This is a genomic window from Conyzicola nivalis (genome assembly GCF_014639655.1).
Classification (GTDB): Bacteria; Actinomycetota; Actinomycetes; order Actinomycetales; family Microbacteriaceae; genus Conyzicola; species Conyzicola nivalis.
In genome coordinates this window covers 2334736-2356563 of the sequence record NZ_BMGB01000001.1, presented here as the reverse complement: position 1 = coordinate 2356563, position 21828 = coordinate 2334736, and the positions used below count along the sequence as shown (strand labels likewise).

Annotated in this window: 20 protein-coding genes; 11 read left to right on the top strand and 9 right to left on the bottom strand. The window is 68.9% G+C overall.

Features of this window, described 5'->3' with window-relative positions; translation table 11 throughout:
* The first annotated feature begins 74 nt into the window (after positions 1–74).
* Positions 75–998, top strand: coding sequence for a DNA-3-methyladenine glycosylase family protein (locus IEV96_RS11720; RefSeq protein WP_188510767.1), 924 nt, complete (start codon positions 75–77; stop codon positions 996–998).
* Between the two features lie 14 nt (positions 999–1012).
* Here IEV96_RS11720 and IEV96_RS11715 read toward each other — a convergent pair whose 3' ends face one another.
* The 3 genes from IEV96_RS11715 to IEV96_RS11705 form a co-directional block, all read right to left on the bottom strand.
* On the bottom strand, positions 1013–2353 hold the full coding sequence (locus IEV96_RS11715; protein WP_188510766.1) for an FAD-binding oxidoreductase: 1341 nt from the start codon (positions 2351–2353) through the stop codon (positions 1013–1015).
* A 40-nt stretch (positions 2354–2393) separates the two neighbouring features.
* The gene (locus IEV96_RS11710; protein WP_188510765.1) at positions 2394–3056 is read right to left on the bottom strand and encodes a TetR/AcrR family transcriptional regulator; all 663 of its coding nucleotides are present in this window, start codon (positions 3054–3056) and stop codon (positions 2394–2396) included.
* Positions 3057–3130: 74 nt separating this feature from the next.
* Complete coding sequence (locus IEV96_RS11705; protein ID WP_188510764.1) at positions 3131–4015, bottom strand: LysR substrate-binding domain-containing protein; 885 nt, start codon at positions 4013–4015, stop codon at positions 3131–3133.
* A gap of 126 nt (positions 4016–4141) precedes the next feature.
* On the opposite strand from IEV96_RS11705, the gene IEV96_RS11700 reads away from it, so the two are divergent.
* Positions 4142–7645 (top strand): bifunctional proline dehydrogenase/L-glutamate gamma-semialdehyde dehydrogenase, encoded by a 3504-nt coding sequence (locus IEV96_RS11700; RefSeq protein WP_188511240.1) that lies wholly within the window; start codon positions 4142–4144, stop codon positions 7643–7645.
* Positions 7646–7648: 3 nt separating this feature from the next.
* Here the strand turns inward: IEV96_RS11700 and IEV96_RS11695 are convergent, their stop codons facing one another.
* Together IEV96_RS11695 and IEV96_RS11690 are read right to left on the bottom strand one after the other, a co-directional pair.
* The gene (locus IEV96_RS11695) at positions 7649–8002 is read right to left on the bottom strand and encodes a GntR family transcriptional regulator (RefSeq protein ID WP_188510763.1); all 354 of its coding nucleotides are present in this window, start codon (positions 8000–8002) and stop codon (positions 7649–7651) included.
* Entirely contained in the window at positions 8002–8904 is a 903-nt protein-coding gene (locus tag IEV96_RS11690) for a hypothetical protein (RefSeq protein ID WP_188510762.1), read from the bottom strand. Before IEV96_RS11690 ends, IEV96_RS11695 begins: the two co-directional genes overlap by 1 nt.
* A gap of 105 nt (positions 8905–9009) precedes the next feature.
* Between IEV96_RS11690 and IEV96_RS11685 the strand changes: the two genes are divergently transcribed.
* Both IEV96_RS11685 and IEV96_RS11680 read left to right on the top strand, forming a co-directional pair.
* Positions 9010–9843: an aldo/keto reductase gene (locus tag IEV96_RS11685; protein ID WP_188510761.1), complete on the top strand. Its 834-nt coding sequence runs from the start codon at positions 9010–9012 to the stop codon at positions 9841–9843.
* Positions 9844–9848: 5 nt separating this feature from the next.
* On the top strand, positions 9849–10346 hold the full coding sequence (locus tag IEV96_RS11680) for a hypothetical protein (protein WP_188510760.1): 498 nt from the start codon (positions 9849–9851) through the stop codon (positions 10344–10346).
* A gap of 105 nt (positions 10347–10451) precedes the next feature.
* Here the strand turns inward: IEV96_RS11680 and IEV96_RS11675 are convergent, their stop codons facing one another.
* Entirely contained in the window at positions 10452–10889 is a 438-nt protein-coding gene (locus IEV96_RS11675) for an Lrp/AsnC family transcriptional regulator (RefSeq protein ID WP_188510759.1), read from the bottom strand.
* Between the two features lie 103 nt (positions 10890–10992).
* On the opposite strand from IEV96_RS11675, the gene ddaH reads away from it, so the two are divergent.
* Positions 10993–11868 carry a dimethylargininase gene (gene ddaH, locus IEV96_RS11670; RefSeq protein ID WP_188510758.1) on the top strand — a complete coding sequence of 292 codons (876 nt, stop codon included), beginning with the start codon at positions 10993–10995 and terminating at the stop codon, positions 11866–11868.
* 77 nt (positions 11869–11945) lie between these two features.
* Positions 11946–13151: an ornithine--oxo-acid transaminase gene (gene rocD, locus IEV96_RS11665; RefSeq protein WP_229733272.1), complete on the top strand. Its 1206-nt coding sequence runs from the start codon at positions 11946–11948 to the stop codon at positions 13149–13151.
* A gap of 49 nt (positions 13152–13200) precedes the next feature.
* Here the strand turns inward: rocD and IEV96_RS11660 are convergent, their stop codons facing one another.
* Positions 13201–14187 carry a DMT family transporter gene (locus IEV96_RS11660; protein ID WP_188510756.1) on the bottom strand — a complete coding sequence of 329 codons (987 nt, stop codon included), beginning with the start codon at positions 14185–14187 and terminating at the stop codon, positions 13201–13203.
* On the opposite strand from IEV96_RS11660, the gene IEV96_RS11655 reads away from it, so the two are divergent.
* Together IEV96_RS11655 and IEV96_RS11650 are read left to right on the top strand one after the other, a co-directional pair.
* Positions 14186–15610 carry an aminotransferase-like domain-containing protein gene (locus tag IEV96_RS11655; protein ID WP_188510755.1) on the top strand — a complete coding sequence of 475 codons (1425 nt, stop codon included), beginning with the start codon at positions 14186–14188 and terminating at the stop codon, positions 15608–15610. The two genes, IEV96_RS11660 and IEV96_RS11655, sit on opposite strands and share 2 nt — an antisense overlap.
* Positions 15611–15620: 10 nt before the next feature.
* Positions 15621–17081 (top strand): peptide MFS transporter, encoded by a 1461-nt coding sequence (locus IEV96_RS11650; RefSeq protein ID WP_188510754.1) that lies wholly within the window; start codon positions 15621–15623, stop codon positions 17079–17081.
* Between the two features lie 697 nt (positions 17082–17778).
* Here the strand turns inward: IEV96_RS11650 and IEV96_RS11645 are convergent.
* Positions 17779–18369, bottom strand: a complete 591-nt coding sequence (locus IEV96_RS11645; RefSeq protein ID WP_188510753.1) for a TetR/AcrR family transcriptional regulator — start codon at positions 18367–18369, stop codon at positions 17779–17781.
* Positions 18370–18457: 88 nt separating this feature from the next.
* Here IEV96_RS11645 and IEV96_RS11640 point away from each other — a divergent pair, with 88 nt between their 5' ends.
* From IEV96_RS11640 to IEV96_RS11630, 3 genes are all read left to right on the top strand, one after another.
* Positions 18458–18772: a DMT family transporter gene (locus tag IEV96_RS11640; RefSeq protein WP_188510752.1), complete on the top strand. Its 315-nt coding sequence runs from the start codon at positions 18458–18460 to the stop codon at positions 18770–18772.
* On the top strand, positions 18772–19176 hold the full coding sequence (locus IEV96_RS11635) for a DMT family transporter (protein WP_188510751.1): 405 nt from the start codon (positions 18772–18774) through the stop codon (positions 19174–19176). Before IEV96_RS11640 ends, IEV96_RS11635 begins: the two co-directional genes overlap by 1 nt.
* Before the next feature lie 86 nt (positions 19177–19262).
* Positions 19263–20927 (top strand): HNH endonuclease signature motif containing protein, encoded by a 1665-nt coding sequence (locus IEV96_RS11630; protein WP_188510750.1) that lies wholly within the window; start codon positions 19263–19265, stop codon positions 20925–20927.
* Here IEV96_RS11630 and IEV96_RS11625 read toward each other — a convergent pair.
* Complete coding sequence (locus IEV96_RS11625; RefSeq protein ID WP_188510749.1) at positions 20924–21817, bottom strand: TerC family protein; 894 nt, start codon at positions 21815–21817, stop codon at positions 20924–20926. The genes IEV96_RS11630 and IEV96_RS11625 overlap by 4 nt on opposite strands.
* Positions 21818–21828: the final 11 nt, after the last annotated feature.

Below are 21828 nucleotides of genomic sequence, written 5' to 3'. Positions count from 1 at the left end.
CGTTCCCCCCTCCCAGTTCGGGGGGTGCTACGATCGCGACGATGAGCGGCCCCGATCGACGTAGGCTCGATCTGATGGACGCTGTACCCTTCTTCTCCACGACCTACACGCCGCGTATCCGAGTGGCAGTGCAGGCAACCCTTCGTCCGCTGCGTCGCGGGCACGCCGATCCGACCATGCGGGTGGATGTCACGGGGGTCTGGAGAACGATGCTGACGCCCCACGGCGCCGCCACGCTGCACCTCGCCGAGCGGCAGGGCTCGGTGGAGGCCCGGGCGTGGGGAGACGGCGCGGAGTGGGCGATCGCGGGCGTTCCCGAGCTGCTCGGCGCGGGCGACGACTGGGCAGGGCTCGACGTCTCGGGCAATGCGTTCCTCGCCGATTCGCTGCGCCGCAACCCGGGCCTGCGGCTGCTGCGCACGCGTCAGGTGTTCGAGATGCTGCTCGTCGCGATCCTCGAGCAGAAGGTGACGGGCATCGAGGCCCGGCGTGCCTGGCGCACGCTGCTCTGGAAGTTCGGCGACGTGCCGCCGGGGCCGGCGCCCGAGGGTATGCGCGTGTTCCCGAGCGCCGAGCGCTGGCGCCGCGTGCCCTCGTGGGAGTGGCACACGGCTGGAGTGGGGCCCCAGCGGTCCGCGACCGTGATGCGCGCAGCATCCGTCGCCGCGTCTTTGGAGCGCACCCTCGCCGACGGGCGCGGCGGTCCGACCGTCTCGACGAAGCTGCGTTCGATTCCCGGCATCGGAGTGTGGACGGCGGCCGAGACCACCCAGCGCGCCCACGGCGACCCCGACTCACCGAGCGTCGGCGACTACCACCTGCCGGCCGTCGTCGGCTGGGCGCTGATCGGAAAGCCGGTCGACGACGACGGCATGCTCGAACTGCTTGAGCCGTTCGCCGGACACCGGCAGCGGGTGATGCGGCTGATCGAGGCGAGCGGGTTCCGCAAGCCGACGTTCGGCCCGCGCATGACGATCCAGGACCACCGCAGGCACTAGCCGCCGGTACACCGCTACGGGCGCGCGAACACGCGGTCGGGGTCGTACGCGGCGCGCACCGCAGCGAGGCGCTCTGTGGCGGCGGGCGACCAGTTCGGGGTGCCCGCGCCGCCGTGGCCCGAGAAGTTGACGTTGGATTCGGCGTTGATCCACGGGCGCAGCGCCTCGAAGATCCGGTTCGCCGCCTCGGGCACGATGTTCTGGAACAGGCTGGGCTCGGGCGCCGCGATGAGCGTGAACGTGTACCGGCCGGAACGGCCTCCGACGGCGGAACCCTCCGGCACGTCGACGGCGGTCGCTGCACCCAGGTGGCGCAACTCGGCGGCGACGAACGGGATGCGCGCGGCCGGGCCCGCGGCGGCTAAGACGGCGTCCGCGAGGCCGGGGTCGTCGTGCGAGAGCAGCGTGCCGTTGCTCCACGACGGCGAGGGCCCCTCCGGGTCGTTGTGCACGAGCCCGATCTCGTCGATCGGCAGCTCCCCGAGCGAGTCGATGAACACGGGGGCGAGGGCGCGCAGGGGAGCGGCGAGGCGCTTGCCCTGGCCGATCTCGCCGGGGAACGCGAAGCGCACGCTGGCGAAGTTCTTGCCGCGCATCGGCTCGGGAACGGCGTCGATGGGCGGGAAGCGCAGCATAACGACGCTCGTCGTCACGGCGTCGTCGGCGGTGTGGGTGTAGTCGAGCCAGCCGCGCAGCACCTTCTCGATGTGCTGGTTCTCGAACAGCAGCGAGCCGGCGTAGAGCGACGGCAGTTCGACGAGCTCGAGGCGCACCTCGGTCACGATGCCGAACCCCGTCTTGCCGCCGCGCAGGGCCCAGAACAGGTCGGGATTGCTCGTGGCGCTCGCCTCGACGACGTCGCCCGTACCGGTGACGACGGTGAAGCCCCGCACCAGGTCGGACGAGACGCCGTGGCTGCGCGCGAGTGGCCCAAACCCGCCTCCGGTGAGGTAGCCGACGACGCCGACCGCCGGCGAGGCACCCCCGACCGGGGCGAGCCCGAGCGGTGCGCCGGCCGCGATCACTCGGCTCCAACGGGCGCCCCCGCCGATCGTGGCGATGCGGGTGGCCGGGTCGACCTTCACCGAGTTCAGGCGCCTGGTGGTGATGAGCACACCGTCGGTGATCCGTTCGTGGGCACCGTGGCCGGTCGACTGCACACGCACGGGCAACGCGAGCTCGCGCGCGAAACGCACCGCGTCGACGACGTCGCTCGTGGAGGCGGCGCCCACCGCGACATCCGGGGTCTGTTCGATCGCCAGGTTGAATCCGGCGACTTCGGCGGCGAAGCCCTCGTCGGTGGCGCTGAGCACAACGCCGGCGATGCGTGAACGAAGCTCGGCCGTGTCGATCATTTGCCGACCATACCGAAAAGGGGGCCGCTCGAGAAAGGGCTCAGGCCTTCAGGGCCTGCAGCCGCTCTGCCTCGTCGAGCGTGCTCGCGAGGTATTCGCCGAGGTAGCGGGTGAGTAGGCGCGAGGTCTCGTCGATGAAGAATTCGTCGCCCTGGCTGTTGGACACGAAGGCGCGGGCGACGAGGCTGTCGGCGATCTCGACCATGACCTCGACGTGCTCGAGCAGGTCGACCCGGGGGAAGACGTCGTAGCGCTCGACGAAGTGGTTCGCCATGTGGCGCGCCACGACCGTGCGGTTGGTCTCTGTCTCGTCGATGAGGTGGCGGTCGATGGCGTCTCCCAGCCGCAGCCAGCGGAAACCCGGCTCGGTGCGGAACATGTCGCAGTACACGCCGACGAGGCCGTGCATGGCGGCCTCCCACTCGAGGCTGGTGTCGGAGGTGAGTTCGGTCGCGCGCTCGAGCAGGCGACGCAGGTTGCGGGTCGCGAGGGCGGTGGCGATGGCCTGGAGGCCGTCGAAATAGCGGTAGATGCCGGGGCCGGACATGCCGACCCGCTTGGCGATGAGCGAGGTCGTGAGGTTGCCGTAGCCCACCTCGTCGATCAGTGCGGCCGTGGTGTCAAGGATCAGTTCGAAGCGTTGTTCGCTACGGTCCTGACGTGGAATCCGGCGCACACTCGCACCCGCGATTTCGGTGCTCATTTGATTCTCCCTGTGTGTTTCTTTCGCGGTCAGCCTACCGTTTCGCTGGGATACGGAGGCCAGCCGGGCCGGTGCTAGAGGAAAGCGACCGACTGATTGAGAATGGCTCGGCAGGCGAGGATAGTGGGACGATCCTTGCTCGCATCGCGCGCCGACGTGAACACCGTACGCGTCGGATGCCCGTCGAGCCGGACCAGGTGCACGCTGGGGGTGCGGCCCGACCAGACCAGGTCGGGGAGGATCGCCACGGCGTTTCCCGACTCGACGAACCGGATGTGCGCCTGCAGGTCGGCCGTCTCGAACCGCACGTCGGGCTCGAAGCCGGCGCGGCGACAGGCCTGCTCCGCCCAGTGGCGACTGGCGGTCCCGCGCGGTTCCATCACCCAGGGCAGGTGGGCTGCGTCTTCGAGAGACCGGATGCCACGTGCCGACGGCACCCCGAGTCGCAGTTCGTCGACGCACAGTTCGACGCGGTCGAGGTCGGGTTGGTGCGGCGCGGCGTGACCGGGGTACTGCTCGGCGATCACGAGGTCGAACTCGCGCGCCCACACCTCGAACAGCGCGTTCTCGGGTTCGCGCTGGGTCACCTCGACGCGCAGCTCGGGGTACTCGTCGGCGAGCAGCGTGAGCGCCTGCGGGATGATGCCGAGCGCGGCCGACTGGAACACGGCGAGCCGCACCGTGCCGCGCACCTCGGTGAGGCTCGAGACGAGTTCGCTCTCCATCAGCTCGACCCGCTCGAGCAGCTGTGTCGTGTGTGCGACGAGCACTTCGGCCTGCGGCGTGAGCTGCACGCGTCGCCCCGACTTGGTGAGCAGCGGCACGCCCGCCTCCACCTCGAGCAGGGCGAGCTGTTGCGACACCGACGAGGGACTGTAGGAGAAGGTTTCGGCGACGGCCGTGATGGTTCCGCGGATCTTGAGTTCTCGCAACAGGCGCAGCCTCTTCAGATCGAGCACGGGCATCCGTTCTTTCGGTGGAGCTAAACAATATCGTGCATAAACCATCGCTTTTGCTTTATTGAATCGCGAGGGACACTGACCTAATCCAGCAACCGCCCCAGATGGAGGCCTATTCTCGTGAGCATGTCGACCCAGCGCACAGAACCCGAAGACACCGCGCCAGACGCCCCGATCGACGGGCTCGTCACGGAGACGGTCGCCACGGTGCGCCGGTGGCTCACCGAGAGCGCCGACGTCGCGACCGACGCGAGTGCCGCCCGTCTCGCCGGTGTACTCAAAGACCCGCTGGGCCTGGAGTTCACGATCGGGTTCGTCGACAAGGTCGTGCGGCCCGAAGACCTGCACGTCGCGGCGCGCAGCCTCGAGCAGCTGAGCCACCGCGTCCCGAAGTTCCTGCCCTGGTACCTGAGGGCCGCGATCGGCGTCGGCGGGGCGGTCGCCCCGGCGCTGCCCTGGGTCGTTGTGCCGATCGCCCGCCGCGTGCTGCGCAACATGGTCGGCCACCTGGTGATCGACGCGACGCCGACGAGCCTCGACAAGACGCTCTCGCACCTGCGCGAGAACGGCGTGCGCCTCAACATCAACCTGCTCGGCGAGGCCGTGCTGGGCGACGACGAGGCCGACCGCCGCCTCGCGGGCACGCTCGAGCTGCTGCGCCGCGACGACGTCGACTACGTCTCGATCAAGGTGTCGTCGGTGTCGGCCCAGCTGTCGATGTGGGCGTTCGACGAGACCGTCGCGCGCGTCGTCGAGCGGCTCACGCCGCTCTACGAGCTCGCCGCCGGGTCGCCCACCCCCAAGTTCATCAACCTCGACATGGAGGAGTTCCACGACCTCGACCTCACGGTCGCCGTGTTCGAGGCGCTGCTCTCGCAGCCGCAGCTGCACGAACTCGAGGCCGGCATCGTGTTGCAGGCCTACCTTCCCGACGCGCTGTCCGCGCTGCAGGGGCTCACCGCGTGGGCCACCGAACGCCGCGCCGCGGGCGGTGCGGGCATCAAGGTGCGCGTCGTGAAGGGCGCGAATCTCGCCATGGAGTACGTCGACGCCACGATGCACGGCTGGCCGCTCGCCACCTGGTCGAGCAAGGTCGAGACCGACACCAACTACAAGCGCGTGCTCGACTGGGCGTTCACCCCCGAGCGCACCGACGCCGTGCGCATCGGCGTCGCCGGCCACAACCTGTTCGACGTCGCCTTCGCCTGGCTGCTCGCGAAACAGCGCGGGGTCGAGAACCGCATCGAGTTCGAGATGCTCCTCGGCATGGCCACCGGGCAGGCGGAGGCCGTGAAGAAGGACGTCGGCGGCCTCCTGCTCTACACGCCCGTCGTGCGGCCGAGCGAGTTCGACTCCGCGATCAGCTACCTGATCCGCCGGCTCGAAGAGAACGCGAGCACCGAGAACTTCATGAGCGGGCTGTTCGAGCTCGCGGGCAACGAGCAGGTGTTCGCCCGCGAGGAGGGCCGGTTCGTCGCGTCGATGGAGGCCTTCGACCGCGAGATCCCGGGCTCGCACCGCGTGCAGGACCGCACGGCCCCCGAGGCCCCGCCGACCGTCGCGGTCGACGAGTTCCACAACGAGGCAGACACCGACAACTCCATCGCGGCCAACCGCGCGTGGGGACGGCGCATCCTCGAACGCAGCGCGTACTCGCGACTCGGCATCGACACGATCGAGGCCGCGCGCATCGACGACCTCGACACGCTGCTCACCACGGTGGGCGCGACCGTGCACGCCGCCGACGGGTGGCAGACGCTCCCCGTCGAGACCCGGGCCCGCATCCTGCACGACGCCGGCGACGTGCTCGGCGCCTTCCGCGGCCGACTCATCGAGGTCATGGCCAGCGAGACCGGCAAGACCATCGCCGAGGCAGACGTCGAGGTGAGCGAGGCGATCGACTTCGCCCACTACTACGCGGCGCGCTCGCTCGAACTTCACGAGGTCGCGGATGCCACGTTCACGCCGTCACGGCTGATCGTGGTCACCCCGCCCTGGAACTTCCCCGTCGCGATCCCCGCGGGCTCCGTGCTCGCCGCGCTCGCCTCGGGCAGCGCCGTCATCATCAAGCCGGCACCGCAGGCCAAGCGCGCGGCCGCCGTCATGGTCGAAGCGCTGTGGGAGGCCGGCGTGCCGCGAAACGTGCTCGTGCTGGTCGACATCGAAGAGGGCGACCTCGGGCGGGAGCTCGTGGCACACCCCGCCGTCGACCGCGTCATCCTCACCGGCGGCTACGAGACCGCGCAGCTGTTCCGATCGTGGCGACCCGACCTGCCCCTGCTGGCCGAGACGAGCGGCAAGAACGCCATCATCGTGACACCGAGCGGCGACCTCGACCTCGCCGCGGCCGACATCGTGCGCAGCGCCTTCGGGCACGCCGGACAGAAGTGCTCGGCCGCCTCGCTCGTGATCCTGGTCGGTTCGGTCGCGAAGTCCGAGCGGTTCCGCCGCCAGCTGGTCGACTCGGTGCGCACGCTGCGCGTCGGCGTCCCGCAGAACCCGCTCAGCCAGATGGGCCCGATCATCGAACCGGCGCAGGGCAAGCTGCTGCGCGCGCTCACGACCCTCGAGCCCGGACAGTCGTGGCTCGTGAAGCCGGTCGAACTGTCGGACCCCTCGGTCGCCGACGGCCGCCTCTGGTCGCCCGGTGTGCGCGAGGGTGTGGCCGCGGGCAGCGAGTTCCACCTCACCGAGTACTTCGGCCCGGTGCTCGGCATCATGACCGCCGACACGCTCGAAGACGCCATCGAGATGCAGAACGCCAGCGCCTACGGCCTCACCGCCGGCATCCACTCGCTCGACCCGAACGAGGTCGCCAAGTGGCTCGCCTACGTCGAGGCCGGCAACGTCTACGTCAACCGCGGCATCACCGGCGCGGTCGTGCAGCGCCAGCCCTTCGGCGGCTGGAAGCGCTCGTCGGTCGGCGCCGGAACCAAGGCGGGCGGCCCGAACTACCTCATGACGCTCGGCAGCTGGTCGGCGGTCACCGCCGAGCCCGACGAGGACCTGCGTCTCGACGGTCTCAGCACCGGCGTGGCGAGCTTCATCAAGCTGGCGCAGACCGGACTGGAGTTCCTCGAGTTCGATGGCGTGCGCCGCAGCGCGTTCAGCGACGAGCAGGCCTGGCAGCAGGAGTTCGGCGTCAGCCGCGACGCCTCGGGTCTCGGGGTCGAACGCAACGTCTTCCGCTACCTGCCGGTGCCGGTCACGCTTCGCCTCGCGGAGGGCGAGCCGCTCGGCAAGCTCGTGCGCCTGCTCGCCGCCGCGACGCGTGCCAAGGCTCCGGTGTTCGTGAGCTCGGCCGTCCCGCTGCCGGCGACACTCATCGAGGGGGTCGCGCGTGGAACCTCGCCGCTGGCCCTGCGCGACGTGAAGATCGAATCGGATGCGGCGTGGCTGGCCCGCGCGGCGGCGGGTGCCGTCACGACGGCCCGCGTACGTCTCGTCGGTGGGGACGCATCGGCTCTCGCCGCTGCGGTGGGCGGCACGCCCGACCTCGCGATCTACGCGGGCGAGGTCACGGCCGCCGGACGCGTCGAACTGCTGCCCTTCCTGCGCGAGCAGGCCGTGAGCATCACCGCACACCGCTTCGGCAACCCCGACGCCGGCATGATCGGGCTGCGCGTCTAGGCGCTACGCCTTCAGCGCCGCGGTGACCCAGGCGAGCGCGTCGTCATGCGACACCCCGAGCTGCGCGACCCGGTCGGCGTACGCGCGGGCTGCGACCTGCGCCTGCTGCTCGGCCGCGTCGCCCTGTGCGCTCACGAACGAGCCGTTGCGGCCCCGGGTCTCGATGAAGCCGTCGCGTTCGAGCTCGCGGTAACAGCGCGCCACGGTGTTCGGCGCCAGACCCAGGTCGTCGGCCAGACGGCGCACGGTGGGCAGCTTCGCGCCGGCGGCGAGCTCGCCGCTGCGCACCTGATCCATGAACTGCAGACGCAGCTGCTCGAACGGCGGTGTCGCCGACTTCGGGTCGATCGTGAGCATCAGGCGGCATCCGTCGCGACGTCGGCGGTGTCGCTCCAGCGCAGATTCGGCCACAGCCGGTCGAGGAAGTAGCGGCGCGGGCGAGTGACCGCCGACACCACAACGGTGATGATGAAACCGGCGATCACGAGGGCGGAGCCGAGGTACGCGGTGGCGGCGGCAGCCCCGATGCTTCTGTCCGCCAGCGCAAACACCCCGAATACCGTTCCGTAGACCGACAGGGCGAGGGGAGCCGTCACGAGGTCACGGATCACGGAAGCGCGTATCGCGTCATCCCAGACCAGCTCGGCCGTCGATCCGGCAGGTTGCGACGCTTCCACGATTCGCCGGCTCGCCATCTCGAACAGCGCGAGCGTGAGGATCGCGGCCGCCGCGAAAAGCGTGACGGGCAGCAGGAGGTCATCAGCCGAAGGCCCAGCGAGGCCAACCGCAATGGCAAGTGCGACGACGATCGCCACACACACCCGCGCTCCGATGCGCTCGATCGGAGCTATGTAGTCGGCGACGGACGCGGCTTCCGACCTCGCGACGCGCGGTACGTCGGAGGGGACCTCCTTTTTTCCGGTCAGCGCGGCTATCGCCGTGCCCACGCCGACGCCGACGAAGACGGCCCCGACGATGAAAAATATGGTGAGGCTCGGCTCGAGCCCGTCGACGATGCCGGTGGCGAACCCGAGAACCGCCAATCCGCCCAGGGCCGCGGCCCCGATGATCCCGCCCCGTTCACGCGAGATGAGCCGCGAACTCACCGCGCGCTCCAACCGGGTCGGCAGATCGACGCGGAGATAGGCCGACTGCTGGTACGCGCGCCAGCGCCCATACCAAGGAACAAAGGTCGCCGCCAGGCCGACGACGGCGATGATGCCGACACAAGCACTGACGACCAGGGTCGCATTGTCCACGGGGTCCTCCTCGACTCGATTGTGCGTCGTTTTGTACCATCGTAGCAATACAAAGTGACCTGTCAAGGGTGGTGCGTGCGACCGGCCATCTGCGAGGCTGGACGCATGGCTTCTCTCGCCCCGCGCATCCAATTGAACGACGGCCACTCCATTCCCCAGATCGGGCTCGGAACCTGGCCCCTCGACGACGACGCCGTCGCCGAGGTGATCGTCGAGGCGGTGCATCTCGGGTACCGGCACGTCGACACGGCCGCGAAGTACGGCAACGAGCGGGGCGTCGGGGTCGGGGTCGCGTCGAGCGGTGTCGCCCGCGACGAGATCTTCGTCACCACCAAGCTCGACGGCCAGTTCCAGGGCGAGGACCGAGCCATCGCCGGCCTCGACGCATCACTCGACCGCCTGGGCCTCGACTACGTCGACCTGCTGCTCATCCACTGGCCGCTGCCCGCGCGCAACGAGTACGTGTCGACGTTCCGCACCTTCGAGAAGCTGCTGAACGAGGGCAAGACGCGGTCGATCGGTGTCTCCAACTTCAAGCCCGCGCACCTCGAGCGGCTCATCGAGCAGACGGGTATCACCCCGGCCGTGAACCAGATCGAGCTCAACCCGCTCGTCGTGCGTGCCGAACAGCGGGCCGCCGACGAGCACTTCGGCATCGTCACCGAGTCGTGGAGCCCGCTCGGCCCCGGCACCGGCCTGCTCACCGACGCCCGCATCCTCGAGGTCGCCGGCGCGCACGGTCGCACCCCGGCCCAGGTGATCCTGCGCTGGCACGTGCAGCAGGGACTGGTCGCCATCCCGAAGAGCAAGACCCCGGAGCGCCTCGCCGAGAACCTCGAGGTCTTCGATTTCGAGCTCAGCTCCGCGGATCTCGCGCTGATCGCGCAGCTGGCGCAGGGCCCGGATGCCGGGGTCGATTCCGATACGACCGGTCACTGACCGAGGTGGCCGGGTCCGACCACGTGCTCGAGTCGCTCGAGCGGGCGGTTCGACGGCTCGAACAGGCGGGGGTCGCGGACGAGGCGCTCGCCGAGTTCGTGCACCGAAAGCGCATCCTCGGCATGGAGCGCGCGCCGGTGATGGTGCCGACCGGTCGGGTCTGGCCGCTCGGTGTACTGCTGCTCGGGCGGGACGGACGCCTGCACGCCACCGGCAAGATCACGCGTGCCGTGCCGGCCGGGTATCCGGGCTACCAGTCGCCGGGCATCGAGGTGCGGCGGGGATATCGCGCGGCCGCCCACGCGGGCAAATTCGTCGAGGGCGACACCGTCAACTTCGACACGGCCGAGATCGTGCTGGCGCGACTCGACGCGAACACGACGCCGCTGTTCGTCGAGGGCGGTGAGGCGCGGGTGCGCTGGAACCCCACGAACCTCGCGCAGTCGCGCGCCCTCGGCCCGTACCTCGACGACCGGGTGGGGCTGCTCGTCGAGTCCGCCTGACCGACAGCGTGCCGCGTTACCGCGCACTCTCGGGACGACCGCGGTGCGGCGCCCGTGCGCGGTCGTCCCAGGACTGCGCGGAAACCCGCCAGAGCGGCGGCCGGCTCAGTCGTGCGAGCGGCTGATCAGGCGGGATAGCACGATCGCGCTGCGCGTGTGGTCGACGTTGGGTGCGACGCGCACCTTCTCGAGTGCGAGCTCGAGCGACGCGATGTCCCTGGAGCGCATGTGCACGATCGCGTCCGCGGATCCGGTGACCGTGCCGGCGTCGACCACGTCGGGGATGCCCGACAGGATGCGCCGCAACTCGTCCGGCGCCACGGTGCCGCGGCAGAAGAGCTCGACGTAGGCCTCGGTGCTCAGTCCCTCTACAGCGGGGTCGACCTGGATCGTGAAGCCGCGGATGACCCCGTCGGAAACCAGCCGGTCGACGCGGCGTTTCACGGCCGACGCCGACAGGCCGATGATGTCGCCGATGTCGCCGTAGCCGGCGCGGGCGTTGAGCCGCAGGTGGTCGATGATGCCGTAGTCGAGGCTGTCCATCCGCCCAGCCTATGGCGAAAAAATGTGTCACCCGGCGCATACGCGGCGAAAACGTGCGCAAGATAGCGAAAACGTGTCATATGGTGCGTGTGAGACTGGAGCCATGACCCTCATCGAGCCATCCCTGAGCGCCCCGACGCGCGTCGCCAGCAAGCGCACGATCCTCATGTGCCGCCCCGATTTTTTCACCGTCGTCTACCGGATCAACCCGTGGATGGACCCCGCCGTCCCCACCGACACGAGCCTCGCCGTGCGGCAGTGGGAGACGCTCTATCAGACCTATGTCGACCTCGGCTTCGATGTGAAGCTCGTCGACCCGATCGACGGCCTGCCCGACATGGTCTACGCGGCCAACGGCGGCTTCGTGCTCGACGGCATCGCCTATGGCGCGAGCTTCACCCACCCCGAGCGCCAGCCCGAGGGCCCCGCCTACATGAAGTGGTTCGGCGACAACGGCTTCGAGGTGCGCGAGCCCAAGAACATCAACGAGGGCGAGGGCGACTTCCTGCTCGTCGGCGACGTCATCCTCGCCGGCACCGGCTTCCGCAGCGCCTCGAACAGCCACGAAGAGATGGCCGAGATCTTCGGGCGTCCGGTGATCACGCTGAAGCTGATCAACCCGAGTTTCTACCACCTGGACACGGCCATCGCCGTGCTCGATCCCCAGCCTGTGGTCGACACTTCGACAGGCTCAGTGCAAGCCCCCAACATCGCCTACCTGCCGAGCGCGTTCGACGAGGCTAGCCTCGCGATTCTGCGCGAGCGCTACCCCGACGCCATCATCGTGAACGAAGAGGATGCCGCGGTTCTTGGCCTCAACAGTTTCAGCGACGGGCTGAACGTCGTCATCGCGAAGCGCGCGAAAGACTTCGAGCGCCAGCTCAAGGAGCGTGGCTACAACCCGATCGGCGTCGACCTCTCCGAGCTGCTGCTCGGCGGCGGCGGAGTGAAGTGCTGCACGCTGGAGCTTCGGTCGTGAGCGGTGGAGCTATGAGAAGTCGCGCCAGCGATTTCGCGACCCCAGCGCCGACTGAGCCTGCGAAGGAGGTTACTAACGTGAGCAGTGGGTTTCTGACCCAGGAAGACCAGCACGCCGCGCACAACTACCACCCGCTCGAGGTCGTCGTCACGCGCGGCGACGGCGCGTGGGTCACCGACGTGACCGGCCGCCGCTACCTCGACTGCCTGGCGGCGTACTCGGCGGTGAACTTCGGCCACGGGCATCCGGCCCTCGTCAAGGCGGCCAAAGACCAGCTCGACCGCATCACGCTCACCAGTCGCGCGTTCCACAACGACCAGCTCGGCCCGTTCGTGGCGGCGCTCGCGGACCTCGCGGGCAAGGACATGGTGCTTCCGATGAACACGGGCGCCGAGGCCGTGGAGTCGGGCATCAAGATCGCCCGCGCCTGGGGCTACCGGGTGAAGGGCGTCAAGCCGAACGAGGCGAAGATCATCGTCGCCGACGGTAACTTCCACGGGCGCACCACCACGATCATCAGCTTCAGCAATGACGAGCAGGCGCGAGCTGACTTCGGTCCGTTCACGCCCGGTTTCGTGAGCGTGCCCTACGGCGACGCCGCGGCACTTGAAGCCGCGATCGACGAGAACACCGTCGCCGTGCTGATCGAGCCGATCCAGGGCGAGGCCGGCATCGTCGTGCCGCCGGAGTCATACCTGCCCGCCGTGCGCGAGATAACGACCCGACGCAACGTGCTGTTCATCGCCGACGAGATCCAGTCGGGCCTCGGCCGCACCGGTGCCACGTTCCAGTGCGACAACGTGGGTGTCGTGCCCGACCTCTACCTGCTCGGCAAGGCGCTCGGCGGCGGGATCCTGCCGGTGTCGGCGGTCGTCGGCGACAAGGACGTCCTCGGCGTGCTGCGCCCGGGCGAACACGGCTCCACCTTCGGCGGAAACCCGCTCGCCGCGGCCGTCGGCCTCGCGGTCGTCGAGCTGCTCGCGACGGGAGAGATGCAGGAGCGTGCCCGGATGCTCGGGGAGCGCCTGCAGGCCGGCCTGCGGTCGCTCATCGGCCGGGGAGTCGTCGAGGTGCGCGGCGCCGGACTCTGGGCCGGAGTCGACATCGATCCGGCACTGGCCACCGGCCGGGAGGTCTGCGAGGCGTTGATGCAGCGGGGCGTGCTCGTGAAAGACACGCACGGCTCGACGATCCGCTTCGCGCCTCCGATCGTGGCATCCGAAGCCGACCTCGACTTTGCTGTCGCGCAGCTCGACGCGGTGCTGGTGGAACTCGGCGCCTGACTTCAGCCAGATGAGCCGGTTCCGGCGCAATGACCCCGCCGCGGTGGGCTCACGGCGCCGGAACCGGCTCTTTCGGTGGGGCGTCGGGCGCGGGGGTCGGCGCCGTGAACCGCGCCCGCTGGGCGAGCCAGACGAACACCGCGATCGCGATGCCGACGACGATCGTCCACGGGTCGAAGGCCTCGCCCAGCAGTAGCGAAGCCCAGACGAGCGTGAGCAACGGCTGGATCTGCTGCAGCTGGCCGACGCGGGCGATGCCGCCCCTTGCCAGTCCGCCGTACCAGGCGAAGAAGCCCAGGAACTGCGAGATCAGCGTGACGTAGACCATGCCGGCGATGACGCCGGGCGTCCAGTCGAACTGCTGCGTCGCGAGCACCACGATCGCGAGGGGCGCCGAAACGGGCAGCACCAGCACGATCGACCACGACACGGTGCGAGCGCCGCCCATCACCTTCGCCTGCCGCCCGCCCATCGCGTAGCCGAAACCGGCGCTGACGGCCGCCGCGAGCATCCAGAAGTCGCCGACGCTCACGGCGACAGCACCGGTCTCCGCCCACTGGTGCACGAGCAGGTAGCCGACGAGCACCACCACGCCCGCGCCGCTCGCGAGCCAGAACCCGCGCGGCAGGCGCTCGCCGCCGACGAGCGCGGCGAACACCGCGGTGAGTGCGGGCAGCAGACCGAGGGTCACGGCGCTGTGACCCGATCCGCTCGTGACGAGCGCCAGCGACGAGAACAGCGGAAAGCCGATGACGACGCCGAGCGACGACAGCGCGAGGTCGCGCAGGTCGGCCCGGCGGGGCACGCGGGCGCGCACGGCGAGGAGATAGCCGACGGCCAGCAGCCCGGCCGCGGCCGCGCGCAGTATCGTGATCGAGAAGGGGTCGATCCCGTCGACCGCGAGCTTGTTGGCCGGCAGCGAGAAGCTGAAGTCCAGCACGCCGAGAAATCCGAGTCCGGCGCCCGGTATCCAGATGCGCGAAACGGCCGGCGGCGTTACCGCCGGAGGGGCAATAACGTTATCGTGAGCTTTCATGGATGACGATAACAGCACCCGAGCACTATCGCGAGCGCTTCGTGGACTCGTCGCATCCGCGACCCCCGGCGACCGTCTGCCGAGCGTGCGGTCGCTGCAACAGCAGCACGGCGTCTCGCCGCTCACCGTGCAGGCGGTCGTGCGCGAGTTGAGCGCGGAGGGCCTCGTGACCGCCCGGCCGGGGTCGGGCACGTTCGTCGCGCGGGCCGCCCAACCGGCCGAACTGGCCGACACGTCGTGGCAGCAGGCGGCCCTCGGCGGGCACAGTCCGCTCGACGTCTCGAGCACGCTGTCGCTGTTCGCGAAACCGGCGGCGGGCGTCATCCGTCTCGCCGGCGGCTACCTCGACGACGCGTTGGTGCCGTCCGCCGCACTGTCGGCGTCGATGACGCGGGCGGTGCGCCGCCCGGGCAGCTGGGGGCGGGTCCCCGCCGAGGGGCGCGAGAGCCTGCGCCAGTGGTTCGCACGCGAGATCGGCGGGGTCGACGCGTCCAACGTCATGATCACCTCGGGCGGCCAGGCCGCGCTGTCGATCGCCATCCGGTCGCTCACCAGGCCGGGGGAGTCGATAGTGCTCGAGAGCCCCACCTACACGGGCGCGATCTCGATCGCCCGCAGTTATGGTCTGGATGTCGCGCCGGTACCCATGGACGACCGCGGTATGCGCACCGACCTGTTGCCCGCGATTCTCGAGCGCAGCAACGCCCGGGTCATCCTCACCCAGCCGCTGTTCGCGAACCCGACGGGCGTCACGATGGCCGCCGAGCGTCGCGCCGAACTCATGCGTATCGCCGAGCACTACTCGGTGTTCGTGATCGAAGACGACTACGCGCACGACCTGGCGATCGAACGTCCCGCCCCGGCGTCGCTGGCGAGCGCCGACCCGAACGGGCACGTCGTGCACATCCGGTCGCTCACCAAGTCGGCAGCGGCGGGGCTGCGCGTCGCCGCCCTCGTCGCGAAGGGCGCGGCCTATTCGCGGCTGCGTTCGGCCAAGGCGCTGGAAGACTTCTACGTCGCCGGGCCGCTGCAGGATGCGGCGTCCGACTTCGTGAACTCGCCGGCCTGGGCCACCCACAAACGCAAGGTCTCGGCCGAGCTCGGCGTGCGGCGCGACGCGCTGGTCTCGAGTCTCGCCGCGAAGCTACCTGAGCTCGCCGTCGCCGTGCGCCCGCGCGGGGGCATGCACCTGTGGGCGCGATTGCCCGACCAGGTCGACGATGTCGCGCTGGCTGGGCTCGCGCTCGCCGATGGCGTGGCCGTGACCGCGGGGCGCGCGTGGTTCCCGGCCGAGCCGGACGGACCGCACCTGCGGCTGACGTTCGGCGAGACATCCGCGGATCTTATTCCGGAGGGTGTCGAGAGGCTGGCCCGCGCGCTCGACCGGGCGCGTGCGTTTGCGCAGGCGCCACCGAGGGTGTAGCTCTGGGGGCATGAGCCACACTGACAGCGGCGTCGCGCGCGACACCGGCTTCTTCGGGCAACCGCGGGCCCTCGCCACCCTCTTCGGAGTCGAGACGTGGGAGCGGTTCTCGTTCTACGGCATGCAGGGCATCCTGCTCATCTACCTGTACTACTCGGTGGCCGACGGCGGCCTCGGCGTCGACCAGACCGTGGCGGCGGGCATCGTGGGCGCGTACGGCGGCGGGGTCTACCTCGCGACGGTGCTCGGCGCCTGGGTCGCCGACCGCCTGCTGAGCAGCGAGCGGGTGCTGTTCATCAGCGCCACGGTGGTCATGGTCGGGCACATCGCGCTCGCCGTGCTGCCCGGATTCGCGGGCGTGGGGGTCGGCCTCATCTGCATCGCGCTCGGCAGCGGCGGGCTCAAGGCGACGGCGACCTCGATCGTCGGAACGCTCTACTCGGCCGACGACACGCGCCGCGACGCCGGATTCTCGCTCTACTACCTCGGCATCAACCTCGGCGCGTTCTTCGGGCCGCTGCTCACGGGCCTGCTGCAGACCACCGCCGGGTTCCATTTCGGGTTCGGCCTCGCGGCGGTCGGCATGGCGGCCGGGCTCGTGCAGTATGCGTTCGGCCGCAAGAGGCTGCCGGATGTCGCGCGGGAGATCCCCAACCCGCTGCCGCGGCAACGCTACCCGCTGGTGATCGTCGCGACCGTCGTCGTCGTGGTGGCGGTCGTGGTGCTCGTGCTGGCCGGACTCATCACCGCGGAGAACCTCGCGATCATCGTGATCGTGGTGACGGCGCTCGCCGCGGTCGCGTATTTCGTGGTGATCCTGTCGTCGGCCGGGCTCACCTCGGACGAACGCAGCCGGGTGTTCGCGTTCATCCCGCTCTTCCTCACGAGCGCGGCCTTCTGGTCGATCTACCAGCAGCAGTTCACGGTGATCACGATCTACTCCGACGAACGGCTCGACCGCAGTCTGTTCGGCTGGGAGTTCCCGGTGTCGTGGGTGCAGTCGATCAACCCGATCTTCATCATCGTGCTGTCGGGCGTGTTCGCGGCACTGTGGACCCGGCTCGGCACGCGCCAGCCCACCACGCCGGTGAAGTTCGGACTCGGCACGATCGGTGTCGGCCTCGGCTTCCTGCTCTTCCTGCCGTTCGTGGCGACCGGCGCGAACGGGACGCCGCTGCTCGCGCTGGTGCTGATCCTGTTGGTGTTCACGGTCGCCGAGCTGCTGCTCTCGCCGATCGGGCTGTCGGTGTCGACCAAGCTGGCGCCCGCGCGGTTCCGCACCCAGATGGTGGCGCTGTTCTTCCTGTCGGTGGCCCTGGGCTCCGCGGCGTCGGGGCAGCTCGCGGGCCTATACGACCCGCAGAACGAGGTGCCCTACTTCGGCGTGATCGGCACGATCGCGGTGGTGATCGGGGCGGTGCTCGTCGCCTTCGCGCGACCGGTATTGCGGATGATGCGCGGGGTGCGGTAGCCCGGCGGGCGCTGAGGTCGGACTCTATCGGCGACCCGTCTTCGAGGTCCGCAACTGCCTTTCGGGCTGTCTCGGAAGCACCCCCGATTTTGATGTTGGAGCGCGATTAGGTGACAGCCTCCGGAGGGTATGCAGGCACCGTGCGAATAAGTTCATTTTCACGAAATGTAATACGGAGTTAGTTCCAGTATCACTGGAACTAACTCCGTATTCACCGCTAGTGACACACCAATAGTTCGTCACTAGCTGTGGTACAAATGTGTCACTATTGAGATGTGTCAACCTAGTTGGCATAGCTACCGGGAAAAGTAGATACCAAGAACAACCATCAATCCACCGAAACCAGATGTTGCAAGCATCTTGGTAACGAGACTGATAGCAGTCTCAAACGGTTTGCGTTTAACACGCTTCGCCATTTGTTTCTCCTCTCTTTAGTTGAATGCACGGCCCCCGCCCTGAAGTGCGGGGGTTTTTGCATGTCCAGCTTGTGCGCGTGAGCATGTACTAAGCAAATAGACACGCCCATCGCAATGTGTCCAGCAAGTAAAACGCTGGACGGGTGGGGTCGCGCGAGATCTCGCCCATATCGGCCTTTGCGGGTAATCGGGAAGAGCCATTATCCGATAGGCCAAAAAGTGCCGTGTAGCGCCAATGCCGCTCGTCGCCGCCGCCGTCGCCTTGGCCGGCGGGTGTTCCGCTAGCCGGCCGGGGTGCGCAGCCGGTGCAGGTGGGCGTCGAGCGCGCGCAGTGCCCAGGCGTCGCCCGTCGTCGGTGCCTGCCGCACGAGGTGCAGCGCGAGGCCGTCGATGAGGGCGTGGGTGCCGTCGACGTCGCGCGGATCGGCGCCGAGCAGTGCGAGCGCACGCACGCACGCCTCGCGCACGGCGAGGTGCGTTCTCTGGTGCGCCTGCCAGAGGGCGCGGTCGGTGGCCGCCATCGCGCCGAGGGCGAGCGAGACCTCCATCTCGACGCGGCGCTCGTCGTCGAGGGGGAGGAGCTCGAGCAGGATGGCTCGGGCGGTGCTGGCGTCTGCTTCGGCCGTGTCGTCTGCGCCGCTCTCGCCGTGCCGCGCCACCCGCTCGGCCATGCGCTCCACGAGCAGCGCGACGGCGCTGTCGCGCACGCTCGCCTGGGTGGGGAACGTGTACCGCAGCGACGACGGGGGCAGGTTGGCCTCGGCGGCGACGTTGCGCACGGACAGCGCGGTGAGCCCGTCGCGCACCATCACCCGCCAGGCCGCCTCGGAGACGATCCGGTTGCGTTCGGCGGTGTCCACGATCTTCGGCATACCCCATATTCGCACAGTCGTACGGAATGTGCTAGATTCGGTTATGGCACAGGTGTGCGAATACGCGAGAAGGTTTAAGGAGTTCGAAATGACGTGGGTCGTACTGATCGCATCGGGGGTGCTCGAATCCGTTTGGGCTACCGCGCTCGGTGCATCCGACAATCTCAAACGCCCGAAACCGACGGCGCTCTTCGCGGTCTCGCTCGTGCTCAGCATGGCGGGGCTGGCCTACGCGATGACCGATATCTTCGTGGGTACCGCCTACGCCGTCTGGGTCGGGATCGGCGCCGTGCTGACCGTGATCGTCGCGGTCGTGCGCAAGAAGGAAGTTCTGTCACTGGGGCGTGCGGCCCTGCTGGTCGTGCTCATCGGGTGCGTCATCGGACTGAAAGTAGTGAGCTAATGCCGTGGATCATCCTGTTCGTCAGCGCGGGCCTCGAGGCGGTCTGGGCGACCGCGCTCGGTGCCAGCGAGGGTTTTACCGAGGTCGTGCCGAGCGTCGTGTTCGCCGTCGCGCTCGTGGCGAGCATGGGGACGCTGGCGTACGTCGCGAAGCACATCCCGATCAGCACCGCGTACGCGGTCTGGGCGGGCACGGGGGCCGCCCTCACCGTCGCGTACGGAATGGCCACCGGTTCAGAGGTGGTGACGGTGCTGCGGGTGCTGTTCCTGGTCGGGATCGTCGGGAGCGTCGTGGGGCTGAAGCTGCTGAAGGGACGTGGGGCGGATGATTCGGGTGCGGCCGACTCGGAGGCGGCGGTTTCGGGTGCGGCTGTCTCGGGTGCGGCGGTGAAGTCGGTGTCGTAGGCCGGCAGTTATGCACAACCGCGCGACTTTCCACAGGTTTCGGCGGGGTGCACGGGAATGTCGGTGGTAACAATTGCACTGTCGGCATGAACGAACCAACGGGAGCGAACGAGAGTCCGCCGGGCGGCGCTGACGCCGCTGAACACGAGCTTGTGGAGGGCGACGCGCTCGCCCGCACCATGCTCGCGACGTTCGACGGGCTGGTGTCTTCGGCCCAGTCGGCCGAACGCATCGTCGGCGCCTCGATGGCGCTGCGTGCCTCCCAGATCGACCAGTTGCGGGTGTGGAGCGAGTCGATGGTCGCGGCGGAGGGTCCGGTGGCCGCGGGCGGTGAGCCGCACGGTTGGACTCCCGCGGTGCGCGGCCGGCGCGAACTGCTCTTCGAGCTGGCCTGCGCGCTGCGCATTCCCGAGTCGACGGCCGACAGGCTGTTCGACGAGTCCAAACAGCTGGTCAACGTGCTCACCGAGACGCACGCAGCGCTTCGTGAGGGCGAGATCAGCTACCGTCACGCCCAGGTGATCGTCGAACAGACGGCGACGCTGCCCGACGAGGCGGCCGCCGACTACGAGCGCGAGCTGCTGCCGTTCGCCAAGACGCTCACCGTCGCCAAATTCGTGCGGGTCGCCCGCAAGAAGCGCGAGGTGCTGCATCCCGAGTCGATCACCGACCGCAGGCAGAAAGGCCTCGAAGAGCGCCGGGTGTGGCTCGACCCGCTGCCCGACGGAATGGCGTTCCTTGGGGTGCACCTCAGTGCCGAGGTCGGCGTTGCCGCGTACGGGCGCCTGACCGAGATCGGGCGCTCCCAAGACGCTCCCGGCGACGACCGCACGCTTGCCCAGAAGCGGGCCGACGCACTCGGAGACCTGCTGCTCGACGGCGATACCTGTGCTGCCGAGGGTGGTTCCGGCTCCGGCTCGGGCTCGGGCTCGGGCTCTGGCTCTAGCGCGGGCTCTGGCTCTGGCTCGGCTACCGGCACCGGCACCGGGCACGGCATCCGGCCCAAGGTTCTCGTGACTGTGCCGATGCTCACGCTCCTCGGCAAGTCGCAACAGCCGGCCAACCTCGAGGGATACGGGCCGATCGATCCAGAGGTGGCGCGCCAACTCGCGGCGGATGCCCCGAGCTTCACCCGCGTGCTCACCGACCCGGTGACGAGCGCGATCCTCGACTTCGACCGGACGAAGTACGCCGTGCCGGCCGACCTGCGACTGGTTCTGCGGGTGCGTGACGAGGTCTGTCGAGCGCCGGGATGCAACAGCCCCGCCGTCACCTGCGACGTCGACCACACCGTCGACTTCGCCCGCGGTGGAACGACCTGCGCGGGCGACCTCAGTCATCTCTGCCGGGCGCACCACAACCGGAAGCATCACACGCGGGTTCGGCTGCGCAATGCCGGTGACGGCCGCATCGAGTGGACCACACGGGCGGGCCGCACCTACGTCACCTACCCGGCGAACACGGTCGGTGCGCCGACGCAAGGTGCCGCACGGTCCGGTGCGCCGCCGGGTACGGCGCGGGCCTCTGAACTAACGCGGCCCTCTGAACTGCCGGATGGCTCCACCCGAGCCGGTGCGCCGCCGCCCGGCGATTGGCCCGAGACCGACGTCGCGATCGGGCCGACTCCGTTTTGGGGCGCGACGCTCGAGCGAAGGCTCCAGCGTCGGGCCCCGCGTGGGCCCCCGCGGCTCCCGCCTCGGGCCCCGCGCGGCCCCTGCGTCGGCCCCCCGGCTCGACGCCAGCTCGGCTAACCGAGACCGAAGGGCTCTTCGCCGCCGGTGTTCTTACCCGAGACCGGCTTGCGCGAGAGTCCGACCGATCCGGAGTCGGCGCTGTTCGACGTGGCAGCGGCGACGGCGTCGTGGTCGTCGGCCTTCGTGTACGCGTGGCGCAGCTTGACCGGATCGGTGTGGGTGCCGGAGCGCTTCTCCTGGCGGGCCTTGTAGGTGAGGTTGAGCGCCTCGACGATGATCGCGAAACCGATCGGAACGTAGATGAGTGCTTTGTCGATGTGTACCTCGAAGCCGTCCGCGATGAGGGTGAACCCGATGAGCACCAGGAAGGCGAGGGCGAGCATCTTCACCGTGGGGTGCTTGTTGACGAACGCGAAGAGGAACTTGGAGGAGAAGAGCATGACACCGAACGAGAGCACGACCGCGACGATGATCACGAGCAGGTTGTCGACCATGCCGACCGCCGTGATCACGGAGTCGAACGAGAAGACGATGTCGAGCAGCAGAATCTGGGCGATGATCGCGCCGAAGGTGACGGCCTTGCCGCTCTCCTTGCCGTGGGATTCGCCGCCCTCGAGCTTCTCGTGGATCTCGTGAACCGCCTTGTAGACGAGGAAGAGTCCGCCGGCGATGAGGATGAGGTCGCGGCCCGAGAACCCCATGCCGAACAGTTCGAACAGGTCGTTGGTGAGCGAGATGATCCACGACGCGAAGAACAGCAGTCCGATGCGGATGAGCATGGCCAGCGACAACCCGAGGTTCCGGGCCTTCGCCTGCTGCTCGACGGGCAGCTTGCTCGCGAGGATCGAGATGAAGATCACGTTGTCGATGCCGAGAACGATCTCGAGAACGAAGAGTGTGAGAAAAGCTACGAGGAGGTCGGGCGTCAGTTCGAGAGCGAAGTCCATGCTTGTGACTG